17 protein-coding genes are annotated in these 17,825 nt (G+C 67.1%); 11 read left to right on the top strand and 6 right to left on the bottom strand.

The window, feature by feature from the left end; genetic code table 11:
- Position 1: 1 nt before the first annotated feature.
- From rnpA to ACF1AJ_RS13385, 7 genes are all read left to right on the top strand, one after another.
- A complete protein-coding gene (gene rnpA / locus ACF1AJ_RS13355) occupies positions 2 to 388 on the top strand; it encodes a ribonuclease P protein component (RefSeq protein WP_391507787.1) in 387 nt (128 codons plus the stop codon).
- A complete protein-coding gene (yidD, locus tag ACF1AJ_RS13360; RefSeq protein WP_391507788.1) occupies positions 385 to 696 on the top strand; it encodes a membrane protein insertion efficiency factor YidD in 312 nt (103 codons plus the stop codon). The genes rnpA and yidD overlap by 4 nt, the downstream gene beginning before the upstream one ends.
- Before the next feature lie 9 nt (positions 697 to 705).
- Complete coding sequence (gene yidC, locus ACF1AJ_RS13365; protein ID WP_391507789.1) at positions 706 to 1,671, top strand: membrane protein insertase YidC; 966 nt, start codon at positions 706 to 708, stop codon at positions 1,669 to 1,671.
- Between the two features lie 16 nt (positions 1,672 to 1,687).
- Positions 1,688 to 2,245 carry a protein jag gene (locus ACF1AJ_RS13370; protein WP_391507790.1) on the top strand — a complete coding sequence of 186 codons (558 nt, stop codon included), beginning with the start codon at positions 1,688 to 1,690 and terminating at the stop codon, positions 2,243 to 2,245.
- Between the two features lie 14 nt (positions 2,246 to 2,259).
- Positions 2,260 to 2,886, top strand: a complete 627-nt coding sequence (gene rsmG, locus ACF1AJ_RS13375) for a 16S rRNA (guanine(527)-N(7))-methyltransferase RsmG (RefSeq protein ID WP_391507791.1) — start codon at positions 2,260 to 2,262, stop codon at positions 2,884 to 2,886.
- 2,165 nt (positions 2,887 to 5,051) lie between these two features.
- Positions 5,052 to 6,038: a ParA family protein gene (locus ACF1AJ_RS13380; RefSeq protein WP_391508764.1), complete on the top strand. Its 987-nt coding sequence runs from the start codon at positions 5,052 to 5,054 to the stop codon at positions 6,036 to 6,038.
- A complete protein-coding gene (locus tag ACF1AJ_RS13385; RefSeq protein ID WP_391507792.1) occupies positions 6,038 to 7,009 on the top strand; it encodes a ParB/RepB/Spo0J family partition protein in 972 nt (323 codons plus the stop codon). The genes ACF1AJ_RS13380 and ACF1AJ_RS13385 overlap by 1 nt, the downstream gene beginning before the upstream one ends.
- A 39-nt stretch (positions 7,010 to 7,048) precedes the next feature.
- On the opposite strand, the gene ACF1AJ_RS13390 is transcribed toward ACF1AJ_RS13385, so the two are convergent.
- The 6 genes from ACF1AJ_RS13390 to ACF1AJ_RS13415 form a co-directional block, all read right to left on the bottom strand.
- Positions 7,049 to 8,005: a D-alanine--D-alanine ligase gene (locus ACF1AJ_RS13390; protein ID WP_391507793.1), complete on the bottom strand. Its 957-nt coding sequence runs from the start codon at positions 8,003 to 8,005 to the stop codon at positions 7,049 to 7,051.
- Positions 8,006 to 8,019: 14 nt separating this feature from the next.
- On the bottom strand, positions 8,020 to 9,345 hold the full coding sequence (locus ACF1AJ_RS13395; protein WP_391507794.1) for a PLP-dependent aminotransferase family protein: 1,326 nt from the start codon (positions 9,343 to 9,345) through the stop codon (positions 8,020 to 8,022).
- Between the two features lie 136 nt (positions 9,346 to 9,481).
- Positions 9,482 to 9,808, bottom strand: coding sequence for a thioredoxin (gene trxA / locus ACF1AJ_RS13400; RefSeq protein ID WP_020076187.1), 327 nt, complete (start codon positions 9,806 to 9,808; stop codon positions 9,482 to 9,484).
- Between the two features lie 14 nt (positions 9,809 to 9,822).
- Positions 9,823 to 10,809, bottom strand: coding sequence for a thioredoxin-disulfide reductase (gene trxB / locus ACF1AJ_RS13405; RefSeq protein ID WP_018189021.1), 987 nt, complete (start codon positions 10,807 to 10,809; stop codon positions 9,823 to 9,825).
- A gap of 84 nt (positions 10,810 to 10,893) precedes the next feature.
- Positions 10,894 to 12,501, bottom strand: coding sequence for a murein biosynthesis integral membrane protein MurJ (gene murJ, locus ACF1AJ_RS13410; protein WP_391507795.1), 1,608 nt, complete (start codon positions 12,499 to 12,501; stop codon positions 10,894 to 10,896).
- A complete protein-coding gene (locus ACF1AJ_RS13415) occupies positions 12,494 to 14,782 on the bottom strand; it encodes a DUF6049 family protein (RefSeq protein ID WP_391507796.1) in 2,289 nt (762 codons plus the stop codon). The genes murJ and ACF1AJ_RS13415 overlap by 8 nt, the downstream gene beginning before the upstream one ends.
- A gap of 95 nt (positions 14,783 to 14,877) precedes the next feature.
- Here ACF1AJ_RS13415 and ACF1AJ_RS13420 point away from each other — a divergent pair, with 95 nt between their 5' ends.
- From ACF1AJ_RS13420 to rpsR, 4 genes are all read left to right on the top strand, one after another.
- The gene (locus ACF1AJ_RS13420; RefSeq protein ID WP_391507797.1) at positions 14,878 to 16,302 is read left to right on the top strand and encodes a CCA tRNA nucleotidyltransferase; all 1,425 of its coding nucleotides are present in this window, start codon (positions 14,878 to 14,880) and stop codon (positions 16,300 to 16,302) included.
- A gap of 279 nt (positions 16,303 to 16,581) precedes the next feature.
- On the top strand, positions 16,582 to 16,953 hold the full coding sequence (gene rpsF / locus ACF1AJ_RS13425) for a 30S ribosomal protein S6 (protein ID WP_018189014.1): 372 nt from the start codon (positions 16,582 to 16,584) through the stop codon (positions 16,951 to 16,953).
- Positions 16,954 to 16,957: 4 nt separating this feature from the next.
- Entirely contained in the window at positions 16,958 to 17,470 is a 513-nt protein-coding gene (locus ACF1AJ_RS13430) for a single-stranded DNA-binding protein (RefSeq protein ID WP_018189013.1), read from the top strand.
- A gap of 81 nt (positions 17,471 to 17,551) precedes the next feature.
- The gene (rpsR, locus tag ACF1AJ_RS13435) at positions 17,552 to 17,815 is read left to right on the top strand and encodes a 30S ribosomal protein S18 (protein ID WP_018189012.1); all 264 of its coding nucleotides are present in this window, start codon (positions 17,552 to 17,554) and stop codon (positions 17,813 to 17,815) included.
- The last annotated feature ends 10 nt before the right edge of the window (positions 17,816 to 17,825 follow it).

Raw genomic sequence — 17,825 nt, forward strand, 5'->3', positions numbered from 1 at the left:
GGTGCTCGCGAAAGCCAATCGCATCACGCGGGGGGCGGACTACCGGGCGACCGTACGACGCGGTGCTCGCTTCACTGGAGCGTCCACCGTCACGTACATCCGCCCGAATCCGGACTCCAGTGTGGTGCGATTCGGCTTTATCGTGAGCAAGACGGTCGGTAACGCAGTCATGCGGAACCGGATCCGGCGTCGCCTCAAAGCCGCCGCCTACGATCTGCTTCCGCTGTACTCTCCGGGTCCGGGCGAAACTGCCGGGCTCGACGTGGTCGTGCGCGCATTGCCAGCCTCCGTTCAAGCACCGTGGGCTAGCCTGCACGAAGAGCTCTCACGGGCATCGTCCCGTTTCACCAGCCGCAGTCATCTCAGTAAGGGCAGCGTCCGTTCATGAACACCGCGCTCGCAGCAGTGCTCCTCGCGCCGCGCAATGCCGCGGTGCTGGTGCTGCGTGCGTATCGGGCCGTGATCTCGCCGCTCTACGGCGATGTCTGCCGGTACTACCCGTCGTGTTCGGCCTATGCATTGCAGGCCATCCAGCAGCACGGCGTGATCGTGGGTTCGTTCCTCGGTATCCGGCGCATCGCCCGATGCCACCCGTGGGCGGCCGGCGGGGTCGACGACGTCCCCCCGCCGAAGAAGCCGCGGTATCGGGTGACCCCGTTCGGATTCGTCGTCGCCACCAGCCAGGGAAAGGCCTAGCAAGAAGTCATGCCTGACATCATCGGACTCATCCTCTGGCCCATTAAATGGGTCGTCGAGCTGATCCTCGTCGCCTTCCATTGGCTGTTCACGCAGATGGGTCTCGACCCGGCCGCGGGTCTGACCTGGGTCCTGGCCATCGTCGGCCTGACCGTCGTCGTGCGTGCCGCGCTCATTCCGATCTTCGTGCGCCAGATCAAGAACCAGCGACGAATGCTGGAGATCGCGCCGCAGCTGAAGAAGATCCAGGACAAGTACAAGGGCAAGAAGGATCAGTTCTCTCGCGAGGCCATGTCGCGCGAGACGATGGACCTCTATAAGAAGACCGGCACCAACCCGCTGAGCTCGTGCCTGCCTCTCCTGCTCCAGATGCCTGTGTTCTTCTCGCTCTTCCAGGTGCTCAACGGCGCCCAGAGCGGCCATGCCGGTGTCGGCCCGCTGAATGAGGAGCTTGCCCAGCAGTTCGGAAATGCGACGCTCTTCGGAGTCGCACCGCTGCACCAGAGCTTCCAGGGTGCGATGAACGCGCACCCGCCGCAGGTCGCCGTCATGATCATCGCGGCCGTTATGGTTATTCTGATGACCGGGTCGCAGTTCCTCACCCAGCTGCAGATCGTCTCGAAGAACATGTCGCCGGAGACCAAGGCGAGCCCGCAGTTCAAGCAGCAGCGCATCCTTCTCTACCTGCTCCCCTTCGTGTTCCTCTTCTCCGGTTTCGCCTTCCCGCTCGGTGTCATGTTCTACTGGCTGACCTCGAACCTGTGGACCATGGGTCAGCAGTTCCTCGTCATCCGCAACATGCCGACCCCCGGGTCGGACGCGGCCAAGGCTCGGGAGGCGCGCCTCGCGAAGAAGGGCAAGCTGGTCCAGCCGGATGGGGCGACCGTGCTGACCGTCGAGGAGCAGCCCAAGAAGCAGGTTCAGCGTGTTCAGCCGGTGAGCAAGGCTCGCGCGAAGAAGCAGGCCGGAAAGTAGTTAGGATCTTCAACCGATGACTGACGTGCAGACCTCCTCCCCCGATCCCGCCGACCTCACCGAGGTGGTGGCGGACGACGCTTCCGTCTCTGCCGAGACGTCCGAGCCGACTGCTGCCGATCTCGACCGCGAGGGTGACATCGCCGCTGACTACATCGAGGAGCTGCTCGACATCGCCGACATCGACGGCGACATCGACATCGACACCCGCAACGGTCGTGCGTACATCTCGGTCAACACTGACGACGAGTCGTCCAACCTCTCGCTCCTGGCCAATGCAGACACTGTCGCCGCGCTTCAGGAGCTGACGCGCCTGGCCGTGCAGAACCAGACCGGCGGGTACTCCCGCTTGATCCTGGACATCGCCGGCTCTCGCGATGCACGCCAGGCTGAGCTGGCGCGTCTCGTCGACCGCGCGATCGAGCGTCTCGACGAGGGAGCGGCCGAGGCGGCGCTTCCCCCCATGTCGTCGTACGAGCGGAAGCTCGTGCATGACGTGGTGTCGGAGCGCGGCTACGTGTCCACGTCGCGTGGCGAAGGCCGCGACCGCTACACGGTCATCACCGCCGGCTAGTTTCACGTGAAACTGTGACCGAGGTCGAGCACGAACCGGAGACGGCGGCCGTCCTCTTCGGCGACCGTATCGAGCTCGCGCGCGAGTTCACGCGCAACCTGGCGCTGCAGGGTGAAGAACGTGGTCTGATCGGGCCGCTCGAACTCCCCCGCCTATGGTCACGCCACATCCTGAACTGCGCGATCGTCGCTCCTCTGCTTCGATCAGGGCGAGTCGGGGATGTCGGAAGTGGGGCCGGGCTTCCGGGACTGGTGCTCGCCATTGCCCGGCCCGACGTGTCGTTCGTCTTGATCGAGCCGATGGAGCGACGCGTGGCCTGGCTGAACGAGCAGGTCGTGGAGCTGGGTCTGGACAATGTGGTGGTCCTCCGGGCGCGCGCCGAGGATGCGCGCATCGATGATCCACTCGACCAATTGACGGCCCGTGCCGTCAGCGCTTTCCGCAAGCTTCTACCGCTGACCGCTCCCCTGCTCCGCGACGGTGGTGAACTCGTCCTGATGAAGGGCGCCGCCGCGCCAGCCGAGGTCGAAGCCGCAGCCAAGGAGATTCGGAAGTACAAGGTGACCGATATCGAGGTCCTCACCCTCGGTGAGGGTGTCTTGACGGAGGTCACGCGCGTTATTCGCGCCCGCGTGCGCTGATTCGGACCGCTCGGCGGCACCGCGAGCACGCCTAGGATCGTTCTCTGGCAAGCGGAGCACGTGCTTCCGTTGTGTCAGAGCCATTCTGAGGCGATGTTTGACGCCGGCTCCGGTCTCGATTCGCGTCCGCGGGGCACGTTTCGCGGTCGCGACAGTGATGGAGCCTGCGCGGACGTCGTTGGCTCTTCAGCTCGTGGTTGGCTGACTGGTGGATTGGATGCTTCTCGCCGGAAGCGTGGCGGTGCTCGAGTGACGCCAACGTCGACGACCTGGAGCGTGCTTTCGGTTCGGATGGGCGCGCCGACCGATGATGGAACTCGGGAACTGGGTCAGGCCTTCTGGTGGATGCACCAGGCGTCTCATCGGGGTTGAGACGCCTGAAGTACGTGTAATAGTTCAGCGTCTACTGGATCCCCTTGGTCGAGGTGGCGTGTTCCACAGGCAAGAGGCTGTAGTCGGCCGGTTCGGGGGGTGTGGTGACCGCGGGCGTCGTTGTTCGGCGCCACTGGGCTCGGATCCTTGCCGCCACGGCGCCCGCAGTCGGGTCCGGGCAACGTTTCACGTGAAACGCTGCAATGCCTGCTGGTCCGGGCGGTCACGTTCACGTTCACTGGGTTGGCCGACAGCCGCTCGATGGCTCGCCGCGATGTCGACCTGGCGCGGCCTGGGGTACCCAATTGCGCGTTCGCCGCTGTTTTCTCACCAGAGACCAGGAACCGAGGAGTCAGGTCTCTGGCAGTTCTCCAAATGCCAGCCGGAGGGAGAGAGCGGCTGGCCCCGCGGCGACGCGATGCTCAGCTTCGTCCTCCCCCGACCGGGCGCCGATGAGCTGAGTCCTTCGATTGGAGTGACTCGCCTGAATCGCGACCTTCGGGCTCGCCGATCATCTGCGCTAGCACTATAGTCGCCCCGAGGCGCCGTTGCGGTGCGCTTCAGCCTGGCGGTCGATGGGCGCCAAGTGGCCCGTCCGAACTGGGTCTTCACCGTCCACGCCGACGCTTACTGCAGCGGTAACGCGCGCGCAGCGGTCGCGCGCTTCGTAGGGCCGATGTTGTTTCACGTGAAACAGCGCCGGATTTCGGCCGCCTCGACGTGCGTAACGCGGAGTGTCACCGGCGGCGCGAGCGCTTCGAGGGCCCCGTAGACCGCCTGATCGCGCCGCTCTCCACTCCGATGGCGTGTGCGCTCGGTTCACGATCGCTCCTCCCCGGATCGACCCTCCGTGCAGCTCGCTTTCGCGTGGCAGGAGGGTGTGCACACCAACGGGCCAGCGCAGGGCGGCGGAGGAACGCAGCATGTGCGCAAACGACCTCTGGCGTATCAAAAGCGGCCTTTTGAAGTGTGATCCGGCCCACGACGGAATGGTGGCGGGGACCCCGTGAAGGCCGGGCCCAGGGCCCGACCATTCCATCCGCTATGCATGCTGGGACGGATGCCCTCAGAAGGTGCGCAGGCGCGATCCGATCGAGCGATTCGACTTGCACCGGTACGGGTGGAGGGGGCGGACTCCCTGAAGTCGTGGCGGGCGGGTCAACGTCGACGAGTGCTACCCACGACCTTTTGCGCACAGTCTGGCCTGCGCCGCGTCGACCCCGGTACGCGAACCACGGCGCGCGACTGGCAGGATCCGCTATTCGTTCCTCACATCGACCACGCGACGTGAGGGGCGAATGGACTGCGTGTCCACGTCGATGGGGTCAACCGAGTCCCGCGCACCCCGCGCACTCCCCGGTGGGCCGCCGCGGCGCCGCCCGGTGCCCAACCCTGGCCGTGGTACTCGTTGCCGTGGGGGAACTCGGGTTGCCCAGGCAGTCGCTCATCTTGGCTCTGCACGGAACCTTGGGCTCAAGCCGCTGGCCGGCCGGTGGTGATCCGCTCGACCCAACGTTTCACGTGAAACGCGCGCAGCACGAAGTCTCGCTCCGGTTAGGGGTGATCGCCGAGGCGCCGATCGTTACAGGCCGCCCTTCGAGTGGAAGGCCGGGACGGCAGAGGTCAATGTTTCACGTGAAACGGACTACCGCACCTCGCTTATGCGCGCGTACGGAACGACACTTCTCCACAGGTTGCGCGCCGCGCGGAAAGCGTCGGACATCCGAGTTAGAGTGGTTCACGGGTGCGCTGCTGGTGTGCCGACGACCAGCCGGAAGCCGGTGCCACGCATCATGGAGCGACGCGAGTTTCACGTGAAACAACCCCATCAGGACGAGCACGATCAGGACGAGCACGGCGGAGTAGGTGAGATCGACAGCGTGACGGATGCCGACACGACGGACGACAGCTTTGACGTAGGCACTCCCCTGGCGGAGGAGATTCAGGACCTGGCCCGCCGCCGGCAGGTGATCGCATCCACGACGCTGCCCCTTCCGTCGCAGACGCGCATCTTCACTATCTCCAACCAGAAGGGTGGGGTCGGGAAGACCACGACGGTGGTCAACCTGAGCGCGGCGCTCGCCAAGTCGGGCGCACGGGTGCTGGTGATCGACCTCGACCCGCAGGGTAACGCGTCGACGGCTCTCAGCGTTGAACACCGCGAAGGAACGCCTAGCGTGTACGACGTGGTCGTCAACGACCGGGAGCTGGAAGAGGTGATTCAGAAGAGCCCGGAGTTCGATGGGCTCTTCGTCGTTCCGGCGACCATCGACCTCGCCGGCGCCGAAATTGAACTCGTCTCCATGGTGGCGCGCGAGCAGCGGCTGTCACGCGCCCTCAACCGCTTCCTCGACGAGTACGACATCGACTACGTGCTCATCGACTGCCCGCCGTCACTCGGTCTGCTCACCATCAACGCGTTCGTGGCTGCGAGCGAAGTTCTCATTCCCATCCAGTGCGAGTACTACGCGCTCGAAGGCCTCAGCCAGCTGCTGAAGAACATCCAGCTGATCGAGCGTCACCTGAATCCCAAGCTGCAGGTGTCCACGATCCTGCTGACGATGTACGACTCCCGCACGAACCTCGCTCATCAGGTAGCCGCGGACGTTCGCGAGCACTTCCCCAACGAAGTGCTCGACACGATCATCCCGCGCTCCGTCCGTATCTCCGAAGCACCCAGCTACGGCCAGAGCGTGATCAGCTACGACACCAACTCCAGCGGTTCGCTCTCCTACATGGAGGCGGCCGCCGAAATCGCACGAAGAGGAGTACCCCGCTAATGGCAGCGAAGCGCACCGGATTGGGCCGAGGAATCGGCGCCCTCATCCCGACCAGCGACCAGTCCGCTCGTCCCGTCGACGTGTTCTTCCCGGACAACAACGCCGGCGGCGCAGCAGCGCGCTCCTCGGTCGCGGTGGCTGAGCGTGAGGATGACCTCGTCGCCGTTCCCGGTGCACGTCTCGCGAGCATCTCCCCCGCCGACATCGTTCCGAACCGTGTTCAGCCGCGCACCGAGTTCGATCGAGACGCGCTCGATGAGCTGATCGCCAGCATCCGCGAGGTCGGGGTGCTCCAGCCGGTGGTCGTGCGCCCGCTCCCCGACGAGCCGGGCCGCTACGAACTGATCATGGGTGAGCGTCGCCTGCGTGCCACCAAGGAGCTCGGGCTCGACTCCATCCCCGCAGTGGTCAAGGACACGGCCGACGAGGACATGCTGCGTGACGCGCTGCTGGAGAACCTCCACCGCAGCCAGCTGAACCCGCTCGAAGAGGCATCGGCCTACCAGCAGCTCCTGGCCGACTTCGGCATCACCCAGGAGGAGCTGGCGACCCGGATCGGTCGCTCGCGCCCGCAGATCACCAACACCATCCGGCTTCTCAAGCTGCCCGCGTCGGTGCAGGCGCGTGTCGCCGCCGGCGTGCTCAGCGCAGGGCACGCCCGCGCAATCCTGTCACTCGGTGACGACCAGGAGGCGATGATCCGCCTCGCCGACAAGATCGTCAACGAAGACCTCTCCGTGCGGGCGGCCGAGGCCGCCGCCAGCAAGACCCCGAAGCCGCCGCGCACTAAGGCGACGGCAGGTCGGCACCGCGGCCACTTGGATGAAATTGCTGGTCAGCTGGGAGATCGGCTGAACACTCGGGTAAAGATCTCCCTGGGCGCACGCAAGGGCCAGATCGTCGTGGACTTCGCCACCATCCAAGACCTCAACCGGATCCTCGACGAGATCGGGCAACCCAGCTACAGCTGACAGCCCGAGGACTCGGTCCGGAAACGGCGAGACGCGGGGTCAGGCGTCGGCGATCGCCGCGGCGGCCAGCGCCGCGTACACCTCGGCCGGCTCACGCCCGGAGGCGCTGATCGCCTGCGGCATGATGGAGGTTTCTGTCAGGCCCGGCAAGACGTTCGCCTCGAGGAACCAAGGGGTTCCAGCGCTGTCGACAATCAGGTCGATCCGCGAGAGATGCCGCAGGCCCAGCGCATTGTGGGCGGTGCGCGCTGCTTCGGCCACCGCCTCCAGGACCTTCTCGTCCAGCCGCGCGGGCACGTAGAACCGGGTCTCCCCCGCGTTGTATCGCGCGTCGAAGGTGTACACACCGTCGACGGGTTCGATCTCCACCGCGGGAAGGGCCTCCGGACCATCGCCGGTGTCCACCACGGCGACCGAGACTTCCACGCCCTCGACTTTGCGCTCGATCAGCGCGACATCCGAATACGTGTAGGCGTCGACCATGGCGCGCGGCAACTCCTCGGCCGACGTCACGATGGTGACGCCCTGCGCGGACCCGCCCTGGGCGGGTTTCACGACGACCGGCAGGTCCAGTCCCGAGAGCACGGTCGTGAGCACACTGCCCGCCCCGAGTTCACGGAAGGTCTCCTGCGGAAGGGTGACCGACTCCGGTGTCGCGACTCCTGCACGGGCGACGATCGTCTTCGCTGTCGGCTTCGACCAGGCTAGACGGGAGGAATCGGCTCGCGACCCCACGAACGGCACGCCGGTGATCTCCAGCAGGCCGCGCAGTGCCCCATCCTCTCCACTGGCGCCGTGCAGCGCCGGCCAGACGACGTCGGGCGCGGACTCCTCCAAGAAGGCAAGCAGCGAGGCATCGGGGTCGCGGAAGGTCACCGTGTGGCCCAGCGCGTTCAGCCCGTCCGCCACGCGGCGCCCCGTGCGCAGGGAGACGTCGCGCTCGTGCGAGATCCCCCCGGCGAGGACGACGACATTCAGTGCTGCTTTTTCGGCCATGATCAGGTCTTTCTCTAGCGCAGATCGGTCGGAGGGTTGGCGCTCGTGCGGCTGCGGCGCTGAGAGGCTTCGAGCGGGCCGGTGCCGGCGAAGGTGTCGAGCAGGTCCTGCTCCCCGCCGATCACGTTCGCGAGCCGGCGCACACCGATCCGGATGTTCTCCGGAGTCGGGTAGCAGAACGACAGCCGGATGTTGTGAGCACCAGATCCATCGGCGTAGAAGGCCGTGCCCGGCGTATAGGCCACGAGCTCGGTCACGGCGCGAGGGAGCATCGCCTTCGAGTCGAGGTGCGGCGGCAGGGTGAGCCAGACATAGAACCCGCCGGTCGGGTCGGTCCAGCTCAGCTCGGGCAGGTGCTCATTCAGTGCGGAGATCATCGCCTCCTTGCGCTCCCGGTAGACGCCGCGGAAGGTGTCGATCTGCGCCTTCCAATCCGCGTCCTGCAGGTACTCCGAGATCACGAGCTGACTGAACGAGCTGGGACTCAGTACGGCCGCCTCGTTGGCGAGGATGAGCTTCTCACGGATGGCATGCGGCGCGAGGGCCCATCCGACCCGGAACCCCGGAGCCAGCGTCTTGGAGAACGTCCCCAGGTAGACGACGCCGTCCTTCTCGACCGAGCGCATCGCCGCGGGCGGCTTCTCGTCGAAGTAGAGCAGCCCGTACGGATTGTCCTCCAGCACCAGGATGTCGTTCTCTCGCGCGATCGCGAGGATCTCCAGTCGCCGCTCCCACGTGAGGGTGACGCCGGCAGGGTTATGGAAGGTCGGCACGGTGTACAGGAACTTCACGCGTCGTCCGGCCGCCTTCAGCCGCGCGATGTGCTCGCGCAGCGCCTCGGGGATGAGGCCGTGCGCATCCATCGGGACATGGTCGACCTCGGCCTGGTACGACTTGAAGATGACCATCGCGGTCACATAGCTGGGGCCCTCCGCGAGCACCACGTCGCCCGGGTCGATGAAGAGCTTGCTGAACAGCTCCAGCGCGTGCTGCGAGCCGGTGGTGACGACGACGTCGTCGGCGCTGCCGCTGATGCCCTCGAGCGCCATGACCTCGAGGATCTGCTCGCGCAGCGCCGGAACGCCCTGACCGGAGCCGTACTGCAGGGCGACCGCTCCCCGCTCACGCATGACGCGATCCATCGCGCCGACCACCAGGTCTTGCGGGAGGGCGGAGACGAACGGCATGCCGCCGGCCAGCGAGACCACCTCGGGGCGGCTGGCGACGGCGAACAGGGCTCGGACCTCACTGGCGGCGAGGCCGCTCGTACGCTGCGCGTAGTGGTGATACCACGGGTCCAGATTGTTGCCCCGCTGCTGCGGAGTGCCCTGTTCGATCACGTGTGAGTTCCGTTTCTCTGCCGTTGAGCCATGCTATGGGGGCGACGCGCCGCGGAGAAAATCGATGCGTCGCCGGGTACGAAAAAGACCCGCCCGGCGGGTGAGCGCCGGACGGGTCTGAAGAGGACGGGTCGCGCTACGCGAGGTAGGCGGCCAGGTCGGCCTCGAGGGCGGGCTTCGGCTTGGCGCCGATGACGGTCTTGACGACCTCGCCACCCTGGTAGACCTTCATCGCGGGGATGGAGGTGATCTGGTACTTCGCAGCGGTCTGCGGGTTCTCGTCGACGTTGAGCTTGACGATCTCGATCTTGTCGGCGTGCTCGGAGGCGATCTGGTCGAGGATCGGGCCGACGGCGCGACACGGACCGCACCACTCAGCCCAGAAGTCCACCAGAATGGTCTTCTCGCTGTTGAGGACGTCCTGCTCGAAGCTGGAGTCCGTAACCGAACGTGCTGCTGACATTTTCTTGTATCTCCTTATGCGGTGGTCGTGAGTTCGAGGTCACCCGACGCGCCATCCGCTGCGCTGTCGAGCAAGTTCTGGGGAAGCGTCGTCAGGTAGTGCTCCGCGTCGAGCGCGGCGACCGTACCGGACGCCGCGGCGGTGACCGCCTGGCGGTAGGTCGGGTCGATGACGTCACCCGCGGCGAACACGCCGGGCAGGTTGGTCTTCGAGCTCCGGCCGTCGACCGCGATCGTACCCTCGGGGGTCAGGTCGAGCTGACCGTGGACCAGGTGGACGCGCGGGTCGTTGCCGATCGCGATGAACAGGCCGTGCAGCTGCAGCTCGCTCTCCTCGCCCGTGACAAGGTTGCGGAGGGTGATGTTCTGCACCTGCTCGTCGCCGCCGATCGCCACGACCTCGGAGTTCCAGATGAACTCGATCTTGTCGTTGGCGAACGCGCGGTCCTGCATGATCTTGGAGGCGCGGAGCGAGTCGCGGCGGTGGATGACGTACACCTTGTCGGCGAACCGGGTGAGGAAGGTGGCCTCCTCCATCGCCGAGTCCCCGCCGCCGACGACAGCGATCGTGCGCTGGCGGAAGAAGAACCCGTCGCAGGTGGCGCACCAGGAGACGCCGTGGCCGGAGAGGCGCTCTTCGTCCTCCAGGCCCAGCTTGCGGTATGCGGACCCCGTCGCGAAGATCACGGCGAGAGCCTCGTGCACCGCGCCCGATCCGAGCGTGACGCGCTTGACCTCACCGGTCAGGTCGACGGAGACGACGTCGTCGAGGACGATCTCGGTGCCGAACTTCTCGGCCTGCGCCTGCATCTTGAACATGAGGTCCGGGCCCATGACGGCCTCCGGGAACCCCGGGAAGTTCTCGACCTCCGTGGTGTTCATCAGCTCACCGCCGGCCTCGACCGAGGAGGCGATCAGCAGCGGCTTCAGATTGGCGCGGGCCGCGTAAATGGCCGCGGTGTAACCGGCAGGGCCGGAACCGATGATGATGATCTGCCGCACGGCGGAACTCCTTGACCTGATCGCGACACCTTCGTCTGGAGGCGTCGACCTGTAGAACACATCCTAGGCGGATGCTATTCCGTGTCACCTGGGCGTGCGTGAACGCCTTCCGGCGCGGCCCAGAAGGGGCGCGAGACCGGCCTCCAGGTCGGGCGATCGCAGCATCCCCAGGAAGCCGACGTAGACGACGAGCATGACCACGCCGACGATCGCGGTGGCGACGACGGCCGCGATCGGGCCGCTCACCGGGAACGCCCCCCTCTCGACACCGCCGAGGATGATGAGGAAGCCCGCGCCGGCGGCCATGGCGGCGAGGGCGGCGACGAGGAAGCGCCAGAGCGAGCTCAGGATGCGCGCCCCATCCACTCCCCCGGTGCGTCGGCGCAGCAGAGCGAAGGCCAGAATCGCCTGCACGAAGCTCGCGATCGAGACCACGAGTGCGACGGCAGCAGCCCGGTTCGAGGCGGGCACGAGGAAACAGAGCAGCACGCCGGCGAGGATGACGGCGACCTGGGCCAGCGTGAAGAAGAACGGCGTGCGGGTGTCTCCCAGCGAGTAGAAGGCGCGCTGAGCCATGAAGACGAGCGAGAAGGGCACCAGACCGACCAGGTACGCGATGAGGACCAGCCCCATCGCCTGATAGTCGCCGGTGAACACGCGAGCGATCGGGTACGCCGTGACGATGAGGGCCGCGGACGAGAAGACGATGAGGAACATGATCGACCGCGCCGCTGACGAGAAGTCCTGACGGAAGTCGGCGGTTGCGCCCCGGTGCGCGTGCTCGGCCATGCGGGTGTAGAACGCGGTCACGATGGAGACGGCGATGATGCCGTGCGGGAGCATGAAGATCAGCCACGCGTTCTGCATGACGAAGGGACCGGCGTTGGCCTCTCCCGCCGAGTTGGAGACGTTCGTCTCGACCAGACCCGCGATCTGGGTGGCGATGAGCATGGCGAACGTCCAGCCCGCGGCCTTGCCCGCCGTCCCGAGGTTCACCCCGCGCCAGCCGAAGTCGAACCGGAAGCGGAGCCCGACCCGCCGCCAGAAGACGAACAGGATGAGCGCCTGCACCGCCACGCCGAGAGTGGCGCCGCCGGCGAGCAGCGCGATCATCCAGAACGACCAGCCGCTGTCGTGCTTGCCCGAGGCGGCGGTGCCGAAGGCGAGGATGAAGGCCGCGAGCAGCACGATGGCGATCACGTTGTTGACGACCGGCGCCCAGGTGAACGGCCCGAAGGACTTGCGCGCGTTCAGCACCTCGCCGAGCAGTGTGTAGAGGCCGAGGAAGAAGATCTGCGGCAGCGACCAGTAGGCGAATGCGGTCGCGAGGTCCTTCTGGGCCGCGGGGATGCCGAAGAGGGACACCAGGACCGGTGCGAGGAACGTGGCGACCACCGCGACGGCGGCGAAGACGACCATGCCGAGTGTGACGAGCTTGTTGATGTACGCACGGCCACCGTCCGCGTTGACGGAGGCGCGGACGATCTGCGGGACGAGAACGGCGTTGAGGATGCCCTGCGCGATGATCGCGTACACGCTGTTGGGGACGATCGTCGCCGTTCCGTAGGCGTTTGCGGCGAAGCTGATGGCGCCGATCGCCTGCACCAGCAGCCACGCCTTCGCGAACCCGAGGAGGCGCGACACCAGGGTGCCGGAGGCGAGAAGAGCGCTCGCGCGGCCGACGCTAGCCACCGGGCCGCTCCTCGGGAGGCGGTGCCGCAGCGGAACCCTCTGACGGGGTTACGTCCTCGGCACCCCCGTCGCCCTGCGCCTCGGCCTCCCCGTCCCCGACCGCCTCTGCGGCATCCTCCGCGCGCTTCGACCGCCGTCGCAGGATATTCCGGACGATCCCGAAGCCGAACAACAGCACCAGCAGGATGCCGAAGATCAGCGCGCCGATGCCTTCCCAGTCGGCGTGCACATCCACCGTCACCGAGGTGGGGTCGCCGATGGGCACGCCGGTCGGGCTGTACAGATGCAGCGACAGCACGACCTGGCCGTTGCCTACCTTCGCCTTGACGGGGATGAGGACGGTAGCGCGCGAGTCCTTCACAATGCGCTTCGTGGTCGACTGGTCGACCTCGAGCCGCCCGTTCGACGGCGCGGCGGTCAGCACGATCGTCACGGCTTCGTCGGTGAGGCCGTTGCTCACCGTGAAGGGGATGGACCCCTGGGCGCTCACGAGGTTGACGTTCTCCGTCGGCAGGATGCGGATGGAGTGCAGCGTCTTGTCCGTCGACGCCCGCTCCTTCGCGACGGCGGCGTTCCAGTCCGTTCGCGGGTTCAGCCACGAGACGGCGAGCAGGGCGAGCAGATCCGAACGGGTCCGGCCCGTCAGTGTCGTCGGGTCGTCGAGCACCGTGGCGAACTGGCCCAGCGCGACCTCGTCCTGGATGAGCGCGCGGATGCCGGTGATGCGGTCGGCGCTCTCCGGAGTGTCGACGAGGTCGAATCCGGCTGTCTGCGGTGCGCCGGCGATCGCCGGGAAGGAAGCCGGGGCGGACCACGGCGAGGAGAACAGTGCGTTGAGCGTGCGCTCGAGCTGCGTTCCGCTCGACGGCCAGGAGCGGTCGAGCGCCACGAGGAGCCTGCGCGCGTCGCCGGACTCCTGCGCGATGAGCTCGAGCTGCGCGTTCACCTTCGACATGGCCGAGTTCCACGCGACGTCGCTGGGGGCGGAGATCGCCTGGCGCAGTGCGTCGCTCAGTGCCTGGTCGGAAGCAAGGATGTGCGTGTCGCCCGAGCTCAGGGTGGCGTTGGGGGTCGTGCTCAGGTCATTGGCGTTGGTGTTGCTGCCCGAGACGATCGTCGTCTTCAGTCCGGCTGCCGCGAGCGGCGCGAGGTCGGCACGGCGGACCGTCTTGTCGCCCGGCCAGCCGATGCCGGTGAGGGTGTAGTCCCAGGCCAGCAACTCATCCATCGTCGGCAGGACGGGGCCCGGGCTGGTCGTCGGGGTTGGGCTGGGCGTCGACGTCGAGGCCTTCGGTGTCGGGGTCGGCGTCGCCGTCGCAGGCTCCCCCACGGGAGTGGGCGCGGGAGTGAAGTTCTTGGGGTCGATCGCGTACGAGAGAGAGGTCGGCTGCAGCGGCGTCGGAAGGCCGGCCTGAATCTGCCCGGCGAGGTCCGCATCCCCGTAACCCAGTGAGAAGGTTTCGTTCGGCAGGTCGGCTAGCCGCTCCAGCCAGTCGAGCGCGCTCGCCGGGGCCGCGTTGCCGAGGGCACGGATCGAGGCGATGATCATCGGATCGATGCCGACCGTGACGGTGGTGTGCCCGGCGAGGCCGTCGAGTTCGCGGGTCAGGATGCCGTTGGGCGCCGTGTAGGTCGCGAGGTCGTCTGCCCCGATGATCCCGTTCGTGCCCGACGGCGTGACGATCGGCAGAGCGACGTTGACGCTGGCCTGCTTTGCCGATCCCCCCGGATACCAGACGGCGGAGCCGCGCGCGGTGGCGTCCGAGGATCCGGCATGAACCAAGGCGCCGATCCCGAAGACGGCCGACGACGTGCGGCCGGCGAATGGGAGCGAGGCCGCGGGCGCGCTCACGCGCACCACCGTGCTCGACCCCGGCTCGAGCGTGTTCAGCTGCGCCTTGCCGAGGTCGACCGCACCCGAGACGGACTCGGTGGACGCCAGCCAGGACGCCAGCGCCTTCCGGTCGTTCTGCGCCACCGGATCGACCCAGAGCGAGACGGTACCCGACTGGAAAGCGGTGTCGGTCGGGTTGGAGACCGTGACCGAGACCCCCAGGTCTTTGCCGGGCGTCAGGACTCCTGCGTCATCAGCGGTGATGGATGCGGTCAGCTCCGTCCCGGCCGCGGCTTTCGGAGCCGGCGTGACCGCTTCCGCGGCACTCGAGGAATGCGCGACGCCCGCGACAACGGCGAGTGCACCGACGGCCACGGCTGCCGCCGTCATGCGCAGACGGGCGCGGAGCGACGCACCCCTCCGGAGGGTGGGGGAGGTTGCCGTCATGCGTCGACGCGCGATCCCGACTCGGCCTCCATGTGGTCGATTGTAGAGGCCGCCTGCTGAGAGGCCGACGAGGAGGGCCGTTAAACTGGGGCACCATGCAGAGCGTCGCCGAATCCCTCGAACGCCTCGGCGACCTCGCACGCACGCCGTCGGTCGCCCGCCTCGCCGACGCCTTCGAGGCCGCGGGGCACGAGCTCGCCCTCGTCGGCGGCCCGGTGCGGGACGCCCTGATCGGCCGGCCGGTGCACGATCTCGACTTCACCACGGACGCCCGGCCCGACGACATCGTGCGGGTGGTCGGACCCATCGCCGACGCGATCTGGGATGTCGGCCGCAAGTACGGCACGATCGGCGCGCGCCTCGGCGACGACACCGTCGAGATCACCACCTACCGGAGCGACAGTTACGACGGCACCACGCGCAAGCCGGAGGTCGAGTTCGGCGACACCCTCGAGGGTGACCTGCTGCGCCGCGACTTCACCGTCAACGCGCTCGCGCTCCGGCTGCCCGAGGTTCGCCTGGTGGATCCGTCGGGCGGGGTCGAGGATCTCATCGCCGGCGTGATCACCACGCCGAGCAGCCCTCAGATCTCGTTCGGCGACGACCCGCTGCGGATGATGCGAGCCGCCCGCTTCACCGCCCAGCTGGGCTTCACGGTCGATGAGGCCACGCGGGAGGCCATGACGTCGATGGCCGAGCGGATCGAGATCGTCAGTGCCGAGCGGGTCCGCGACGAGCTGAGCAAGCTGCTGATGGCGGACGAGCCGCGACGGGGTCTCGAACTGCTCGTGGAGACCGGCCTGGCCGATGAGGTGATCCCCGAGATCCCCGCGCTCCGGTTGGAGGCCGACGAGCACCACCACCACAAGGACGTCTACCAGCACAGCCTCACCGTGCTAGAGCAGGCGATCGGATACGAGAAGGAGCGGCATCCCGGCGAGGCGCCGGATCTCGTGCTGCGCCTGGCCGCGATCCTCCACGACATCGGCAAGCCGGCGACCCGCCGCTTCGAGCCCGGCGGGGCGGTCAGCTTCTATCACCACGACGTCGTCGGCGCGAAGCTCGCCAAGAAGCGGCTCACCGCTCTGCGGTTCGACAAGTCGACCATCGACTCCGTCGCCCGGCTGATCGAGTTGCACCTGCGGTTCTTCGGCTACGCCGACGCGCACTGGACCGACTCGGCCGTGCGCCGCTACGTCCGCGACGCCGGCCCCGAGCTCGAGCGCCTGCACATGCTCACGCGGGCCGACGTCACGACCCGTAACCGGCGGAAGGCCGACCGTCTGGGCTTCGCCTACGATGACCTCGAAACGCGCATCCGCGAACTCCGCGAGCAGGAGGAGATGGATGCGGTGCGCCCGGATCTGAACGGAGAGCAGGTGATGAGCATCCTCGGCATCCGCCCCGGCAAGGAGGTGGGTCAGGCGATGAGGTTCCTCCTCGAACTCCGACTCGACGAGGGACCCCTGGGCGAGGAGGAGGCCACGCGGCGTCTCCTCACGTGGTGGGGGAACCGCTGACCCGGCCGATCGGCTCGTGAGGACGGGTCGCTCGGCGTCGATGTCGTCCACAGGTCGGGGCATCACCCGATTGTCCACAGATTCGGATTTCCGGGCTTGTGCATGCGTCCCTCCGGCGAGGGTGGAGGCATGACCGAGATCACCGCCGGCTGGCGCCCCGCATCCGCATCCGTTACGCTAGGGAAGTTGCCCGGGCAGAGTCCTGCCTTCGGCACGTCTATGACACCCTCCTGCTGCAGAACGTCTGCAGCCGCTGAGACCAGAGGAGGTGGGTTAGTCATGCATCAGTACGAGTTGATGGTCATCCTCGATCCCGAGATCGATGAGCGCACCGTGGCTCCGAGCCTTGACAAGTTCCTCAACGTCGTCCGGAACGACGGTGGAACGATCGACAACGTCGACATCTGGGGACGTCGTCGCCTGGCTTACGAGATCAACAAGAAGTCCGAGGGCATCTACGCCGTCGTCCAGCTCACCGCTGAGGGCGACACGACCAAGGAGCTCGACCGCCAGCTGAAGCTCAGCGAAGCCGTCATGCGCACCAAGGTCCTCCGCGCCGAGGAGGCGATCGCTCAGGTCGCCGCCGCTCAGAAGCGTGCTGACGAGAAGGCCGCCCGCAAGGCTGCCACCTCCGAGAAGGCCGGCGCCTAGTCCCATGGCCGGCGAGACCGTCATCACCGTGGTGGGAAACCTCACCGCCGATCCCGAGCTGCGTTACACGCAGAACGGGCTGGCTGTCGCAAACTTCACCATCGCGTCCACTCCCCGCACGTTCGACCGTCAGGCGAACGAGTGGAAGGACGGTGAGGCTCTGTTCCTCCGCGCCAGCGTCTGGCGCGAGTTCGCGGAGCACGTCGCCGGTTCGCTGACCAAGGGGTCGCGCGTCATCGCGCAGGGCCGCCTCAAGCAGCGCTCCTACGAGACGAAGGAAGGCGAGAAGCGCACCAGCATCGAGCTCGAGATCGACGAGATCGGCCCGTCGCTGCGCTACGCCACCGCTCAGATCACCCGCACGCAGTCGTCCGGAGGCGGACGAGGCCCGGGTGGCTTCGGCGGCGGTTCGCCTGCTGTCGAGGAGCCGTGGGCCGCATCGGCTCCGGCGGATCCCTCCGCCGGTGCGGATGTCTGGAACACTCCGGGCTCCTACAACGACGAGACCCCCTTCTAACGAGACTCGCTCCTCCGCAGAGGGGCACACATCATCAGCCCGCCGGCCGGAGGCCGGGTCGGGCGGAAAGCAAAGGAAACCATGGCTGGAAAGTCGAGCGGCGACCGCCGCAAGCCGATCCGCAAGGGCAAGGACGGCAAGAACGCCGCTCCCGCGAAGTCCGTTCGCGTGGGCGTCATCGATTACAAGGACGTCGCCACCCTGCGTAAGTTCATCTCGGAGCGTGGAAAGATCCGCGCCCGTCGCATCACCGGTGTCTCCGTCCAGGAGCAGCGTCTCATCGCCCGCGCGGTCAAGAACGCGCGCGAGATGGCGCTCCTCCCCTACGCCGGCTCTGGCCGCTAAGGAGCAACGA

The sequence above is a fragment of the Leifsonia sp. NPDC014704 genome, assembly GCF_043083605.1.
GTDB lineage: Bacteria > Actinomycetota > Actinomycetes > Actinomycetales > Microbacteriaceae > Leifsonia.

Coding starts and splice junctions, on each gene's coding strand:
- yidD (WP_391507788.1), top strand. CDS start 385: ATGAACACCGCGCTCGCAGCAGTGCTCCTCGCGCCGCGCAATGCCGCG.
- yidC (WP_391507789.1), top strand. CDS start 706: ATGCCTGACATCATCGGACTCATCCTCTGGCCCATTAAATGGGTCGTC.
- ACF1AJ_RS13370 (WP_391507790.1), top strand. CDS start 1,688: ATGACTGACGTGCAGACCTCCTCCCCCGATCCCGCCGACCTCACCGAG.
- ACF1AJ_RS13380 (WP_391508764.1), top strand. CDS start 5,052: ATGGAGCGACGCGAGTTTCACGTGAAACAACCCCATCAGGACGAGCAC.
- ACF1AJ_RS13385 (WP_391507792.1), top strand. CDS start 6,038: ATGGCAGCGAAGCGCACCGGATTGGGCCGAGGAATCGGCGCCCTCATC.
- ACF1AJ_RS13390 (WP_391507793.1), bottom strand. CDS start 8,005: ATGGCCGAAAAAGCAGCACTGAATGTCGTCGTCCTCGCCGGGGGGATC.
- trxA (WP_020076187.1), bottom strand. CDS start 9,808: ATGTCAGCAGCACGTTCGGTTACGGACTCCAGCTTCGAGCAGGACGTC.
- ACF1AJ_RS13415 (WP_391507796.1), bottom strand. CDS start 14,782: ATGACGGCAACCTCCCCCACCCTCCGGAGGGGTGCGTCGCTCCGCGCC.
- ACF1AJ_RS13420 (WP_391507797.1), top strand. CDS start 14,878: ATGCAGAGCGTCGCCGAATCCCTCGAACGCCTCGGCGACCTCGCACGC.
- rpsF (WP_018189014.1), top strand. CDS start 16,582: ATGCATCAGTACGAGTTGATGGTCATCCTCGATCCCGAGATCGATGAG.
- ACF1AJ_RS13430 (WP_018189013.1), top strand. CDS start 16,958: ATGGCCGGCGAGACCGTCATCACCGTGGTGGGAAACCTCACCGCCGAT.
- rpsR (WP_018189012.1), top strand. CDS start 17,552: ATGGCTGGAAAGTCGAGCGGCGACCGCCGCAAGCCGATCCGCAAGGGC.